Raw genomic sequence first — 14,177 nt, 5'->3', positions numbered from 1 at the left:
ACTGGAGCACTGAACGATTTCCTTCTTTGCTTGATGCGCGGTCGCCTGGCTCATTATTCCGCCGTTGACGTTGGCCGGGGCGCAGCACCGGGCAGGATGCGCTGATGGTAGGTCTCCGAGACGAAGTCGATGAACGCGACCGCGGCGGCAACCGCTAGCCGGGCGTGACGCGGCTCGAGGCCGCGGTGCTTGCCATCGCGGCCGTGCCCGGAGCCGTAGAGACCGCGGATCTCGGCAAGATACTGGGTGATCGTCGTCAGGTTGCGCAGCAGCAGCCGGATCGCCTCGGCGCCCTTCGCCTCGTCGGAGATGCCCTCGGGCACGAGCTTCAACTCCTTGGTGAGCAGCTTGGTGAGCTCGGGCAGCGTCGCCGTCTTCGGGAAGGTGACCGACTGGCGGGTCAGGATCGACTTGCAACAGGTCTCGACCAGGTCCTTGGCGGTGCCGATCGCCAGCGCCGGATCGGCCTCGACGGAAACTTCGAGGCGCTCGATTTCTTTTTGCATCCAGCCGGCGTCGAGAGCATCGGCAACGGTTCGCGCGCGGGATACCGACCGGCCGCCGGAGATGCCGGCACGCCGGGCAACAAAGCGGGGACGCCCGGCAATCCACTCTTCCTCGACCAGCTCCCACCCATCCTGGCGAAGCTGGTCGTTGTACTGCGCGACGAGCCTAATTGCCTCGTCCTTGTCGGGCCGGACGACGGGGTGGACGGTCTCGCAGAGGAAGCGCAGGAAGGTGTCGTCAGGGCCGTTCGCGAGCCCGAAGCGTGCGTCGTCATAGACCCAGTCGTCACCCCAATCGAAATTGTTGACGCGGTGCTGATAGATGTCGCCAGCGGCATCCTTGTAGCGTGAGTCGTATGAGGGAAGCGCGTCGAGCGCATAGATGCGCGCGAGAAAATCGACCTCGTCGAGCTTGCCGCTCCAGCCCACCGAGTCGATGCGCAGTCCATCTATGATGTTTTGGCGAGTCTGCCGCCGGATCCGCGCGTTGGGCCGCGCCAGTGCGCCAGGATCAGCCAGTCGCGGGACGATCTTGGCGCTGTACCAATCCTCGGTAAATGGTTCGAGCACCGCCTTCAGTCGCTGGGTTATTTGATCCTCGATCCCGTCTTTCGCCCCGCCGAGCAGAGCATAGTCGGCGGGCTCGACCGACAGGTAGACCGTCCACTGCTCGGTACCGCCGTTCCAATTGTCGTACCCGGTGCGCTCCACCCGGGGCGTCGCGCCGCGCAGCAGTTCGGCCGCCTGCTGCATCCGCTCCGCCGTAAGCAGCTTCTCGACTGTCGCGAGATAGCGCGACGGCTGTTCCAACAGATCCTGCATCCAAGCGCTCTCCAGCCTATCATGTCGTCCGCTCAGCGGATCGCCACCACTTTCGCGCCGACGTCTGTGGCCACATCCTTCCACGCGCGGTCCGCGGTATAGGCCGGCACGCCAAGCCGCTTTGCGAGCGCCAGGCAGAAGCGGTCGCCGAGCGACAGCCCGGCCGCGCTGGTCGCAGCGCGCAGCGCGCCCGCCTCCCAGCCCAGCGCCTCGTCCGCGGGCACGACGGTGTAGGGCAAGGCACCCAGCATCGCCCTGATATCCTCGAGCGGAGCGCCGAGGTGAACGAAATGGCTCACAACCTCGGCCTGATTGAACACCCCCACTGCCGCCTCACTCACCACGCCGGCGACCTTACTTCCTCCGCGCTCCCCCTTCAGCAGGGCCAGGATGGCGGAGGCATCGAGAACAGCCTCCGTCACTCGCCGCTGTCCGTCCGGCGGCTTGCGAGGAAAGCATCCACGGAGGCGTCCGGATGGCCGGCATATTTCTTGGCGATCGCCTGCGCCCGCGCCACCGCCTGATGAACGGTTCTGAGCACCACCCCATCCTCGGTTTCCTCCAGCAGCACCGCGCCGCCGCCCTCGAGGCCCAGGCGCTTGCGGATGCTTGCGGGCAGGCTCATGCGCCCGTTCGGGGTGATGTTCACTTGCACTGTCATGAGTCCCATCACTCCGTATGTGGTAAGCGGTAGTCGCTTTACCACATCTTCCAGTTTGGGACCAGCATCGCCGGTCGCGTCGCAACCAGCACGACATGACATGTGCAGTAATTAGCGATAAACTTGATTCCCGCGAAAAAGATGTTGGCGGTTTCGGGAGCACTTGTCGGTTCTCCTGAAAGGGTGGACTCGCGGCTAGATTGCCGCTTAGCGACGACGTGCACCTGAAACAGTGGACATTGTTCCCGAAACAGCGGACGATCGCCCAGCTGGGACCACCCGAGGCGTCGTGCCATGCGAACCGCGGACCTGAGGACGGCGAGCGACGCCGACTGGGCGGAGGCGCATCGCCGCGAGAAGATCATTCGCCCGCTCGCCTCGATGACGCGCGTGCCCGGCGATGTGGCCGCCCAAGCCATGGTCCAGCTGGAACTCGGCCGCGCTCGCTTCCACAAGCTCCTGCAACTCTACCGAGCCACGCCCGCTGCGGCGTCACTGCTGCCGCGACCGCGAGGAAGGGAGAAGGGGGAGCAGCGGCTCTCGGCCGCGGCTGAGCATCTTATCGCTCGCGGCATCGCTGATTTCTACCTCACGATCGAGAAGCCCAGCGTTCAGGCGCTCCGCCGCTGGCTGCGACACGAAGGAACGAAGAACGGGGTCAAGGTGCCCAGCACCAAGGCGATCCAGGCCCGGTTGGACCGGCTCGCTCCCCAGCTCGTTACGGCCCGCAGACAGGGTGCCAAGGCAGCCGCTGACAAGTGGGAGCCAACGCGAGGCGTGCTCGAGGCGGACTACGCGCTTGAGCTCGTCCAGTCGGACCACACGCTGGTCGACGTGATCGTTGTCGACGACCTGTACCGCAAGCCTATCGGCCGGCCTTGGCTCACGCTGATGATCGACTTGGCGAGCCGAACCGTGCCCGGCTTCCACCTCGACATGCTGGCGCCGTCCGCTGTTTCGGTCGGTATGTGCATGCGGCACGCCGTTCTCCCCAAGCGGGACTGGCTGGCCGAGCGGAGCATGAAGGCACCGTGGGACAGCCAGGGGCTCATGGATCGGCTGCACCTCGACAACGCGCGCGAGCACCGCTCAGACGCGCTGAAGCGCGGCTGCCGAGCTCATTCGATTGCGCTCGAATATCGGCCGGTGCGTCGGCCGCACTTCGGCGGTCACATCGAGCGGCTGATTGGCACGATGATGGGGGCCGTCCACCTCCTACCCGGAACGACCTTCTCTAACGTCGCCGAGCGTGGCGACTACGATGCGGAAGGTGAGGCGTGTATGACGCTGAGCGAGCTGGAAGTCTGGCTCGCCGCGCAGATCATCGGCCCATATCATGCGGAGCGGCACCGCGGGATCGGCATTCCGCCCGCCCTTGCTTGGGCCGAGGGGGTGGAACGACGCCCGGAGCTGGTCCGCCTTCCGGCCGACGATGCCGCGTTCCTGTTCGACTTTCTACCCTGCGAGCTGCGCGCCGTGACACCACACGGCATCGAGCTGTTCCGCACTCACTATTGGGATGATGCGCTATCCTGCTGGTACACGCGGCCGGGGCAGACGATGCCGGTGCGTTGGGATCCCCGCGACCTTTCGCGCGTCTGGCTCGAGCTACCACACGGCGAGCACCTCGAGGTGCCCTACCGCGATCTGCGGCGTCCCGCGATCACCCGCTGGGAACAGAAGGAGGCGGTTCGCACTTTGCGGGAGCGCGGCCAGCAGGCTGTCGACGAGACGATGATCTTCCAGGCTGTGGAGACCCAGCGATTGATCGTCGCGGAAGCGGCGCACAAGACCAAATCCGCGCGGTTCGCGCTTCAGCGGACCAAAGCGGCACTGCGCGACGCCCGTCGGGCGAGGGGTGGCAGCAAGCTCCGGCTTGAGCAGGTAACCCCTGCCGTTGGCTTATCTGCGGTAGAGGAGAGGACGGGCGGCGATCAGCCGGGGCTTCCTTATCTTGTCGAGGATATGCCCCAATGAGCGACCTCTCCCATCTCGCCGATGGTTATCGCGAGCGCGCGCGTTGGCCCGACGCCGACCGGATCGCCTGGATCCGCAAGGACCGGTGGCTCGGCTTCCCGAAGGCGGAAGCGGTGCGCAAGACGTTGGACGCGATGCTGCGCTATCCGCCGCGCACGCGCATGCTGTGCCTGCTGATCTACGGCCAAACCGGCATGGGCAAGTCGCGCATCGTGGAGCGCTTTGAGGCAGAGAACCCGCGCGGGTTCAACGAGGCTATCGGCGTGGCGACGATACCGGTCGTCGCCGTCCAGCTTCCACCGCAGCCGACCGACGGCGAGTTCTACGGCGAGGTGCTCGAGAAGCTCGGCGCCGGCTTCGCCGCGCGGGGGGACACGCAGCGTGCGCGCCTCCTGACTCGCCGGCTGATGGGGCAGGTGGGTGCTCGCATGCTGATCCTGGATGAGATCAACCACATGCTGGCCTGCACGCCGCGCCAGCAGCGCATCTTCCTCAACACGATCCGCTACCTCGCGAACGACCTGCAGATCCCGCTCGTCTGCACTGGCAACCACGAGGCGCAGGCGGCGCTGCTCACCGACGCGGCGCTCGCCGAGCGGTTCGACGCGGTCGAGCTGGCTCGGTGGCAGAACGACGAAGCGTTCCGCCTGTTGATGGTCACGCTAGCTGCGATCCTGCCGCTTCGGAGACCTTCACAGCTGGAAGAGGAGCGTTGCCGCACGTCGGTACTCGATCTCTCCGACGGCAATACCGGGCGCATCTTCCGCCTCGTCGAGACGTTGGCTGTTCGTGCGATCGAGAACGGCAGCGAATGCATCGAGGCCAGAGACCTCGATGCCGACGACCTCGTGCTGCCCTCGGTCAGCATGAAGGTGATTGCCCAGCGCCGGGGGCGGGCGCGGGCCAGGGAAACGGTCTGAGCCGTGCCGGGCGCGCTGCCGATCGCGCCACGGCCTCATTCTGACGAGCTTATCTCCTCCTGGCTGGCGCGCATCGCCGCTTGTTACGAGATGTCCATCACTGAGTTGCGGCAGGAGCTATCCCCGGGCAGTGCAGGCACCAAGGTCAGAGCGGACGTAGGATGGAAGGGGTCGGAGGCGAAATCCGCGGCGCAACGGCTCCGTGTTGATCAGAATGCGATCATGCGCCTCAACCTGAAGCGCCGCTGGCCGTGGCTGGTGACCGCCTGGTTGCCACGAACCGACGGAAAAGGGCGAGCGCGAGGCGAGCTCGATCTCGCCTGGTGCCATGTCTGCCTTGCTGAGGGCCACGCCACAGGTGGCACCTACCTCGATGCCGAAGCGGCGCTCCCGCTCATCTTCTGTCACCGGCACGGCACCTGGCGGCAGGACTTCTGCCGCCGCTGTCAGCCCCACCAGGAGCCCCGCTTCAGCTGGCGGAGCCGGATCGAGTTCACCTGCACCGACTGCGGCGTACCTCTCAGAACGAACCATTGGAGCGGCCCGAGACCCGCGTCCGACTGTCGGTCGGAGGAGGTGTCCGCCGCCTTAAGCCTGCTGTTCGCCTTCGATGGCGAGTTGCGGAAGGCGCTGCTCGGCAGGTCTGCGTCGCTGACCGGGGTAGGGCAGGTCTCGGCTCGGCAGTTCCTCGCCGTGTTGGACGGGCTCACGCGAGCTTTTCTCGCACCCGACATCAACCGCACCAGCCGCATAAACCTGTTCAACAGCCCGCTGGTACCAAACCTGCCCAATCACGAGCCACAAACCTGGGAAGAGCAGCCCTTTCACGAGCTGTCGCCTGCATATCGTGCTCACGTCTCATGCGCTGTCATCGCACTGCTGTCGGATGAGCCGGTCAGCCGCCTGATGTCGGGCGTGAGGCTCGCTTACGAACGGCATTCGCTCGAATGGCTGCTCGCCAGCACGCCCAGATGGGTCCAGGCGACGCTGGTCCGCGAAAGCACCCGCTGGCCGGCACCGCTCCGCGGGCGCGTCGTGGCGCATCATCGGCGGACGGGTCTGGACGTCGACGACATTCTGGAGCAGTTTGGCGCGTGGCTTGACGAGCGGGAGCAGCGCTTGCGCGAACGAACGTCGCTGATCGGGTAAGGGCGCAACAAGCCCCTAAACAGCTGATCGACAGAGCAAATCTGTGTTGCCGCCAGTTAGAAAAGACACATTCCCCGCCAAATAGAAATGACACCGCCTCGTGGCAGCGGGGGCAGCGTGTAGCCCCCCAAGCAGCGCAGCGCTGCCCCCGCTGGGGCGCCGTCATCGCGGCTCTTGCGCCCTCGGACCCGCTGCGCCAGCAGCGGGCTCGGTCAGCCTATCTGGCCACTAACGTGCCGGGTAAGCTTTACCCCACTTGTGCCGCTTCGATCTGACGCAACAGCCGATGCGGATCGAATGGCTTTGGCAAGAATGTCGTGCGTTCTGGCAGTTCGTCATCTCGGATCGGCACATTGCCGGAGACGACGAACAACACGGTGGGGGGGAAGCGCTCCCGTACGTAGTGCGCTAGCTTCACCCCATCCATGGATCCTGGCATCTGCACGTCGGTCAGGACAACCCGAACTTCCTTGTGGAGGTCGAGAATGGCGATGGCCGCGTCGGCGTTCTCCGCGTCGAAAACCCGCCAGCCTGCATCTGAGAAGAAGTCTACGAGGTCGAATCGTACCAAGGCTTCATCTTCGACGATCAGGATCGTCTTGCTGCCGATCGGCGTACTTTGGCCCACGTTTCAGTTCCCGGTCGTGATCGCGGCGTCCTTCAACCGCGCTTCGAGTTCAAACACCAACCCATCCGGCCGGTAGTCGGTTGCAGCTTTACCGCTGAAATAGGAGCGCAGCGAGCGCTCGATCAGCACCGAACCGAAGCCCTTGCGCTCCGGCGGTGTGACGGGCGGACCGCCCTGCTCGCGCCAAGACACTGCCAGCACCCCATCGTCGCCATCCCCGTCCACCGACCATGCCAGCGTCACCGTGCCAATGTCGTTCGATAGCGCGCCATACTTGGCGGCGTTGGTCGCGAGTTCATGGAGGGCGAGCGCGAAGGCAACCGTCAGCTCAGGTCTCAACGTCACGGCCGGGCCGGACAGCAGAATGCGTTCGCCGATGCGACCATGCGGAGACAGCGCGCGTGTCGCCAGTTCGCGCAGATCGGCCGAGCGCCACGAGGTGCCGGTCAGCACGTCGGTCGCCGCGCCCAGCGCCACCAGACGGGCGGACAGGTTACGGCTCGCCGCTTCCGCCTCGGGTACGCCGCGCAGCGTCTGCGCCGCGACCGACTGGACGACAGCCAGCACGTTCTTGAGGCGGTGCGCCAGCTCGCCGTTCATCAGCCGCATGTCGTCCTCGGCGCGCCGGCGTTCGCGGAAGTCGCGGGTGACGGTGCCGTACCCGATCAGCGCGCCGGTCGCGTCGGTGACCGGAAAGACGGAGTAGAGGACCGGGATCAGCTCGCCGGTGCGGAAATGCCGGAAGTCGAGTTCGCCGACCCATTGCCCGTCGCGGTCCACGGCCGGCAGCACCTCACGCGCGACCGTCTCGACCTGCTCGGGTGGGAAGAAGTCGGCGATGGTAAGCCTGGTAATGTCGGCACCCTCCAAGCCGACGAGCCGCTTGGCGGCATCGTTCATGTAGAACACGCTGCCATCGGTGCGGGCCATGCCGACAAAATCGGCGCTGTTCTCGGCCAGACGCACGAAACTCTCGCGCTCCTCCTCGCTGGCGCGCAGCTCGGTGATGTCGCGCGACACGGACAGGATGCGGTCAGGACGCCCTTCCGGCCCGGCGATCGGGCTGACCGCGACATGCCACCATTTGGGCGTGCCCCGGTAAGTGTCGGCCTTGCCGATAAAGCTGCGGGCCTCGCCCTTCCGCGCTGCTTCGACCGCCGCCTTTGCCTCTGCGTTGCCGGCATCCTGCCAGAAGTCGGGCCACGGACAACCGGCCACGGCGTTGAAGTCGCTGATTTCCATGACGCGCTTTCCGCCCTCGCTCATGAAGGTCAGCTTGCCGTCGAGATCGAGCACCTTGATGCAGTCGGTTGAGCTGCCCAGCACGCCGGACAGGAATGCCTCACGTTCGGCCGTGACGACCAGCGCTCGTTCGCGTTCCTCACGGAGCCGATCGGCATCGAGCAAAGCGGTGCGCAACGCCTCCACCAGCGTCACCAGTCCCAGCGTCGTCAGAACGAAGATGACCGATGCGCCCCAATGAACGGGGGTGAGCAGCAGCGGTTCGTCAGCCCTCATCACCACCAGGCCCGCGCCGATCGCCGACAGGATCGTCGCCAGGATGCCGGGACCGCGGCCAAGGAACAGCGTCAGCAGGACGACTGCCGGCGTGTAGAGGAACCAGGGCGCGGACGATCCGAGCATCGCCGCTTGCACAAGGGCCACCACCGACACGGCAAGAACAGCCGCCCCGTAGCGGATCGGCTTCGGGCGCGGTCTGGCGACGGTTATGTCGCGCAAGCGATTCAACAAGGCGGTTGAAGCGGTCATGGTTTCCCCGGCGTGGGGGAAGGCCCCTGCAATCGAATATCTAGCGCAAATCAGGAGCGAGGAACAGCGTGGCAACACCATAGTGCTAATAGTGCATTAGGTGAGCGCTAACGGACGTACTCGCCAAGGCCGCGTGCCACGAGTTCCTCGTTGGAGAGGCGAGAGCCCCGCTTCAGCTTCGGCGTACACAGCCGACGCCGGTCGACTTCGCCTACAGGGGCGGGGCGGGTGAATACACCGACTGAACCCGAGCTCCGCGCCGGCTCGCTGTTGTTGCGCTTGGCATGATGCGGTGTGGCTGCCTGGATGGCCTGAGCCATAGCGAGGGCGGCACCCAAGTGCTTGTTATCGACAATGGCGGCTTGGTTCACGCGCCGCATCTTGTCGAACACTCGGTAGGGCAGCACGCGCTCGCTGTGGCGGATCTCGATGCGGCCGTCCGGGTACTCGCACACATGCACGCGCTTGCGTGCCAGCGAGCGGGCGAGGGGCGTCGGCTCAAGAATGAACATCGCCTTATTAAAGTGCAGCGCCAAGGAAGCGGTGACGGTCCGTTCCTCGCGCCACACCATCTCCGCCTCGACGTTCTCATGCGCGGCCAGCGGGCGGTGGACATCGCGCGGGTCCGCTGGCGCACAGGCGAAGCGGGCATTGTGCCGGGCGATATAGGAGGGGAGGAAGGCGTTGGCTTCGTCGATGGACGAGATACCCGCCAGCCTCATCGCCTTGACCAGCCGGTCCTGCAGCGTGCCGTTGGCACGCTCCACCCGACCCTTGGCCTGCGGCGAGTTGGCGCAGATGATCTCGACATCGAGCCTGTCGAGCGCTCGGCCGAGATGCGTCATGCCGTCGCTGTCGGCGGTCGCGTTGTTGTTCCTGAAGACGCTGTGCTTGTCCGAATAGAAGGCCACCGGCTTGCCGTGCCGCTCGAGGTAGCTGCGGGTCGCGCGCATGTAGGAGAAGGCGCTCTCGCTCTCGGCCATCTCCAGGTGCATGAGCTCGCTGGTGGCATCGTCGATATAGACCAGCAACGTGCAACGCGGCCCGCGACCCTCGAACCAGTCGTGGTCCGACCCGTCGACCTGCACCAGCTGGCCGCGGCACTCGCGCCGGTAGCGTGACTGGTGGAGGCGGGCGCGCTTCGCGACCTTGGCCTTCCACACGCCGGCTGCCATCAGCATCTGCCGCAGCGTCTCGCGCGACAACGTGATCCCGTGGTGCTCAGCCAAGTACTCGCACGCCAGCGTCGGACCGAAGTCGGCGTAGCGCTCGCGCACGATCCCGACGACCTGGTCGCGAAAGGCATCGCTGAACCGCCTGTTGCTCGGCCGCCCGCGCTTGCGGGACACGAGGCCGGCGGCACCATCTCGTCGGAGGCGCTTGAGCAGGCGGTACAGTTGGCTGCGCTGCAGGCCCAGCAGCGCCATGGCATCGATCGGCCGGATCTCACTGCGGTCGAGCCGCTTCAGCGTATCGAACCGGCTCACTTCGGCAGCACTCATCATCAGCATCGTCATCGCTCACACATCCTCGATGTCCAAGGATGGTTATGGCACCGGAGGCCCGCTGCAGAACGGCTGTGCCTTCTCTAAATAGCGGGAGTGTGCCATTTGTACGTTGCGTCTACAGACAGAGCAAATCTGCCAGTCCGATAAGAATGATTATGTAAAATGTTGGTGCTTTCGGTCAGCAGTCAGGCCGCCTCGATCCAGTCCGCCATCGACTCTCGATGCGTTCACGATGGCGTCGACGCGTGCCACTTCCCATATCGTTGGCGATGAGGAGAGGCGGATGGCTGGCGGTTGGACGCGCGACGGCGCAGTGCAGGATCAGATCGAGGATACGGTAGCGGACGCGGTTCTCGCCGCTCGGGCCAGCATGCCCAGCGGTGAGAGCGAGCCCTTTTGCGCGATCTGCGGGGACGACATCCCTGAGGGTCGCCGCCGGGCCATTCCTGGCGTACGCACCTGTGTGACGTGCCAGAGCGGGCGTGACCGGCCGCTGACCTCAGCGTTCAACCGGCGGGGCAGCAAGGACAGCCAGCTGCGGTGATCGCGCCAGTCATTGACGGTGCCGCACCCAGCTTCGTCGTGATCATCGTCAAGGCGGCGTACGCGCAGGTCATCAATATTTGTCAGCTCGGTATTGTCGGCTTCCACGACGAACGCGAGGTCTTCGCCTGGGAGATGCAGTCGCTAGCGGGCGGGACTCCATGATGCCGCGTCCGGCACGTTCAGCGACGAACCCACACGGCGGGCGTCAATCACGCAACAGATGACCTAGGTTAGCTTTTCGGTCGTGCTTCGGCTTGACTAACTACATCAAGACACTGGTCGTTAAAACCGACCGCGTCGCCTCACCGACGAAATGAAAAAAGCGCGGTTGGCAGCGAAGCGGGGGCGCCCGGCTTATACCAAGTCGTATCCTGGATATGCGAGGCAGTGACGTAGATCGTCCCGTCCGGCCCTTCCGACAGGGTATCGGGCCAGCGCAATCTCTTGTCGGTCACCACCGGCTCCGGCGCATCGCCCGCCCAATACTTCACGGAATTGTCGGTTGGCGAGGTGATGTAAAGCGTGCCGTCACTGCCCATCCAGAGCCCGTCCGCGACGTTGGTCGTGCCGACGGTCTTCACCGCCCCTTCGACCTCGGAGGTCGGCGTGCCCTTGCTGAGTTTCGATCTTTCGATCGAATAGAGCGTCCGGCCGGTAAGCGCCTGCCAGTAAAGCGTGCGGCCATCGTTGGAGATCGCGAGGCTGTCCGACGAGAAGGTCGGCTGACGGCCATCGGGCCGGCGCAGCGGCTTGCCGTCAATCTCGACGATCACATCCTTCTCGACCTGCGTCGATTTATGGCCGTCGAGCGCGCGGAAGGCGTCACCGGTGTCAAGGTCGACGACGATGATCGCGCCGCGCGTGCCGGAATCGGTGATGTAGCCGGTCTTGCCGTCAGCGCTGAAGCGGATGTAATTGAGATAGGTGCCCTGCAGCGCCACCGTCTCGTCGAACAGGATCGTCTTGGTGACCTGATCGGTGGCGAGATCGATGCGGACCAGCTTGGGCCCGCCGGGCAGGATCTTTTCATTGCCCGGCGCCGCGGGATCGAGCACCCACAAGGCGCCCCGACCATCCGCCACGATTGATTGCACGCAGACGAAAAACTCGTCGACCGGCATCTCGTTCGCCTTGGCGTTGCGCCACGAATTCCATCTTTCGTCCGGATAGGCCTGGAGCTTTCCGCTCGGCAGCAGCTCGGCGACCGAGATCGGGGCGTCGTCGGTCCAGCGCGGGAAACAGACGAAGATCCGGCCGTCCGCGCTGACGCTTACGCCGGTCACCTGATGGTCGAAGTTCGCGACCTTGGTGAGCTTCGAATCCGTGCCCGCGGACTTGAACGCGAACGCGGCCCCGGCTGCCGCGGTGCTGGCGACGGCCGCTCCAACGAGCACCTTCTGCTTCGTGTCCATCAGACTGTCCCTCTCTCAAGCGGCCGCGCGACCGACGTGTTCCTGCTCGTCCTCTCCTCATCACCAGCGGATGCAATCTTGAACGCCAAGATTTGTGCGCGATGGATCTGGGGAGACTCGGCGAACAGCGAAGCAGCGCTTCCGGATAGCGCCGTGCCGATTTCGCCCGACAGATGCGCCTCGCGCCCTGCCTCGTCGGCGAAGGTATCGAGGATGGCGAACCGAGTCTTTCCGAGACGCAGAGCGTACCACGACAGGGTGCCAGGCTCCCGCTCCACGGCCGATCGGGCTCCTTGGAGGAAGCGGGCAACCTCTTCCTCCGCACCGTCCCGTGCTTCAAGCGGAACATGCAGGGCCAAGCGCGGCAGGGCGTCCGCCGCCGGCACCTTGAGGGCGAGGATGTCGGCCGGCTCGATCTCCGGCAATCCGTTGAGGATGGTGAAGGTCTTCACCACCAGCGCCCGGCCGACCGTGCCGAACAGATGCTTCAGCCGGCCGGCATTGCCGGGGAAGGTATCGAAGATGGCGAAGTCGGCGGGGCCAAAGCGCAGCGCGTACCAGTGCCGCGTGTCCTGCTCATGCTCGACCGGCTCCAGCGCACCCCGGAGGAATTCAGCGGCATCTTCCTGGTGGGTCGGCCCGGCTTCAATGCCTACGAACAGTGCCTTGTGCATCTTTTCTCTCCTTGTTCCGATGGTAGCGCCTCGAGCTCCACGGAAGGCGTCCTGGGCCTAAATCATGGGAAGTTCGCGCGGCCGGGCGCCGACAGCCCGTTCGGCCAGGGCGACTTCCCCGGCCCGCGCACCCCTGGCGGGCGCGTGCTGGAGGAGATCGCGGCCAGCCACGGCGCGACCGCACGCCAAGTGGCGCTTCGCTTCCTGGTGCGTCGGCCATCGCTGTTCGCTATGGTCAACGAGTCCTGACCCTAGGTCTGCCGACATACTTGGTCGCAAGCTGATCGACACCGCCGCTACACGTGCTCCAAAGCGGCGGTGTCGATCGGCATCGATAAGCGTCCTGTTCCCGGTTATTCCGCCAATCAACCGTGCGGGCGCATAACAACCTTGATCACACCTTCTTCCTTGTCGCGGAATTTAGCGTACATTTCTGGCGCGTCTTCAAGACTGGCCGGGTGGGTGATCACGAAGCTGGGGTCGATCGCGCCCGCGACGATTTTTTCCAGCAACGGTCTAGTATAGCGCTGCACGTGGGTTTGGCCGAGCTTGATCGTTAGTCCTTTGTTCATCGCTGCACCGATCGGAAGCTTGTCACCCATCCCGACGTAGACGCCGGGCACGGAGACCGTGCCGCCCTTGCGGCAGCTCATGATCGCCTGCCGCAGGACGTGGACGCGATCAGTGGCGAGCATCATGCTTGCCTTCACCTTGTCCATGACCGCGTCCGCCGCCCCGTGCGCGGCCGCCTCGCAGCCGACAGCATCGATGCAGCTGTCGGGGCCCCGGCCCTTGGTTCGCGCCTGCAGCTCGTCGTAGACATCGGTTTCGGCGAAGTTAATCGTCTCAGCGCCACCGGCCTCCGCCATGGCGAGTCGCTCGGGCACCTCGTCGATCGCGATCACGCGGCCGGCGCCCATCATCAGCGCGGAGCGGATGGCGAACTGGCCGACCGGACCGCAGCCCCAGATCGCGACGGTGTCGCCATGCTCGATCTGCGCATTCTCGGCGGCCATGTAGCCGGTCGGGAAGATATCCGATAGGAAGAGGGCCTGCTCGTCGGTAACGTTGTCGGGAATCTTGATCGGACCGACATCCGCCATCGGCACGCGGAGATACTCCGCCTGACCGCCGCAGTAGCCGCCCAGCATGTGGCTGAAGCCGAACAGCCCGGCGGGCGAATGGCCCATCGCCTTGGCGGCCATCTCGGCGTTCGGATTGGTCCGATCGCAGGCCGCAAACAGACCCTTCTTGCAGAACCAGCAATCGCCGCAGCTGATCGTGAACGGCACCACCACCCGGTCCCCGATCTTGAGGTTGGTGACCTCGGACCCGAGCGCCACGACCTCGCCCATGTTCTCGTGGCCGAGGATGTCGCCGGCCTCCATGGTGGGCTGGTAGCCATCCAGCAGGTGAAGGTCCGACCCGCAGATCGCGCAGGCGGTTACTTTGATGATCGCATCGCGCGGGTGCTTGATCTCGGGATCCGCAACGGTGTCGACGCGGACATCGCCTTTACCGTGCCAGCATAGTGCGCGCATGTCGTTTCCTCATCTGAGTGCATGTCCTTGTCGTCAGGGCCATGTCTATGACGCTCAACGCCT

At 65.1% G+C, this 14,177-nt stretch carries 14 protein-coding genes; 5 read left to right on the top strand and 9 right to left on the bottom strand.

Going from position 1 to position 14,177, the window contains the following annotated elements:
- Nucleotides 1–53: 53 nt before the first annotated feature.
- From JW805_19995 to JW805_19985, 3 genes are read right to left on the bottom strand one after another with little or no spacing between them, the layout of a single operon-like run.
- On the bottom strand, nucleotides 54–1,328 hold the full coding sequence (locus JW805_19995; protein ID MBN2974279.1) for an abortive infection family protein: 1,275 nt from the start codon (nucleotides 1,326–1,328) through the stop codon (nucleotides 54–56).
- A gap of 32 nt (nucleotides 1,329–1,360) precedes the next feature.
- The gene (locus JW805_19990) at nucleotides 1,361–1,750 is read right to left on the bottom strand and encodes a type II toxin-antitoxin system VapC family toxin (GenBank protein ID MBN2974278.1); all 390 of its coding nucleotides are present in this window, start codon (nucleotides 1,748–1,750) and stop codon (nucleotides 1,361–1,363) included.
- Complete coding sequence (locus tag JW805_19985; protein MBN2974277.1) at nucleotides 1,747–1,977, bottom strand: AbrB/MazE/SpoVT family DNA-binding domain-containing protein; 231 nt, start codon at nucleotides 1,975–1,977, stop codon at nucleotides 1,747–1,749. The genes JW805_19990 and JW805_19985 overlap by 4 nt, the downstream gene beginning before the upstream one ends.
- A 393-nt stretch (nucleotides 1,978–2,370) precedes the next feature.
- Between JW805_19985 and JW805_19980 the strand changes: the two genes are divergently transcribed.
- From JW805_19980 to JW805_19970, 3 genes are read left to right on the top strand one after another with little or no spacing between them, the layout of a single operon-like run.
- A complete protein-coding gene (locus tag JW805_19980) occupies nucleotides 2,371–3,966 on the top strand; it encodes a DDE-type integrase/transposase/recombinase (GenBank protein ID MBN2974276.1) in 1,596 nt (531 codons plus the stop codon).
- A complete protein-coding gene (locus JW805_19975) occupies nucleotides 3,963–4,886 on the top strand; it encodes a TniB family NTP-binding protein (protein MBN2974275.1) in 924 nt (307 codons plus the stop codon). The genes JW805_19980 and JW805_19975 overlap by 4 nt, the downstream gene beginning before the upstream one ends.
- A 3-nt stretch (nucleotides 4,887–4,889) precedes the next feature.
- Complete coding sequence (locus tag JW805_19970) at nucleotides 4,890–6,035, top strand: TniQ family protein (GenBank protein ID MBN2974274.1); 1,146 nt, start codon at nucleotides 4,890–4,892, stop codon at nucleotides 6,033–6,035.
- Between the two features lie 247 nt (nucleotides 6,036–6,282).
- Here JW805_19970 and JW805_19965 read toward each other — a convergent pair whose 3' ends face one another.
- From JW805_19965 to JW805_19955, 3 genes are all read right to left on the bottom strand, one after another.
- On the bottom strand, nucleotides 6,283–6,663 hold the full coding sequence (locus tag JW805_19965; protein MBN2974273.1) for a response regulator: 381 nt from the start codon (nucleotides 6,661–6,663) through the stop codon (nucleotides 6,283–6,285).
- 3 nt (nucleotides 6,664–6,666) lie between these two features.
- On the bottom strand, nucleotides 6,667–8,433 hold the full coding sequence (locus tag JW805_19960) for a PAS domain-containing protein (GenBank protein ID MBN2974272.1): 1,767 nt from the start codon (nucleotides 8,431–8,433) through the stop codon (nucleotides 6,667–6,669).
- A gap of 107 nt (nucleotides 8,434–8,540) precedes the next feature.
- Nucleotides 8,541–9,950 carry an ISNCY family transposase gene (locus JW805_19955; GenBank protein ID MBN2974271.1) on the bottom strand — a complete coding sequence of 470 codons (1,410 nt, stop codon included), beginning with the start codon at nucleotides 9,948–9,950 and terminating at the stop codon, nucleotides 8,541–8,543.
- Nucleotides 9,951–10,224: 274 nt separating this feature from the next.
- Here JW805_19955 and JW805_19950 point away from each other — a divergent pair, with 274 nt between their 5' ends.
- Both JW805_19950 and JW805_19945 read left to right on the top strand, forming a co-directional pair.
- Nucleotides 10,225–10,485, top strand: a complete 261-nt coding sequence (locus JW805_19950; protein MBN2974270.1) for a DksA/TraR family C4-type zinc finger protein — start codon at nucleotides 10,225–10,227, stop codon at nucleotides 10,483–10,485.
- A complete protein-coding gene (locus JW805_19945; protein ID MBN2974269.1) occupies nucleotides 10,482–10,649 on the top strand; it encodes a hypothetical protein in 168 nt (55 codons plus the stop codon). Before JW805_19950 ends, JW805_19945 begins: the two co-directional genes overlap by 4 nt.
- Nucleotides 10,650–10,789: 140 nt before the next feature.
- On the opposite strand, the gene JW805_19940 is transcribed toward JW805_19945, so the two are convergent.
- The 3 genes from JW805_19940 to JW805_19930 all read right to left on the bottom strand — a co-directional run bounded on the left by JW805_19940 (nucleotide 10,790) and on the right by JW805_19930 (nucleotide 14,114).
- The gene (locus JW805_19940; GenBank protein MBN2974268.1) at nucleotides 10,790–11,899 is read right to left on the bottom strand and encodes a hypothetical protein; all 1,110 of its coding nucleotides are present in this window, start codon (nucleotides 11,897–11,899) and stop codon (nucleotides 10,790–10,792) included.
- Entirely contained in the window at nucleotides 11,899–12,573 is a 675-nt protein-coding gene (locus JW805_19935; protein MBN2974267.1) for a hypothetical protein, read from the bottom strand. Before JW805_19935 ends, JW805_19940 begins: the two co-directional genes overlap by 1 nt.
- A gap of 365 nt (nucleotides 12,574–12,938) precedes the next feature.
- Nucleotides 12,939–14,114, bottom strand: coding sequence for a glutathione-dependent formaldehyde dehydrogenase (locus JW805_19930; GenBank protein MBN2974266.1), 1,176 nt, complete (start codon nucleotides 14,112–14,114; stop codon nucleotides 12,939–12,941).
- Nucleotides 14,115–14,177 lie beyond the last annotated feature (63 nt).

The organism is Roseomonas aeriglobus, from assembly GCA_016937575.1.
Taxonomy (GTDB): domain Bacteria; phylum Pseudomonadota; class Alphaproteobacteria; order Sphingomonadales; family Sphingomonadaceae; genus Sphingomonas; species Sphingomonas aerigloba.
This window is presented reverse-complemented; position numbering and strand designations above follow the sequence as displayed.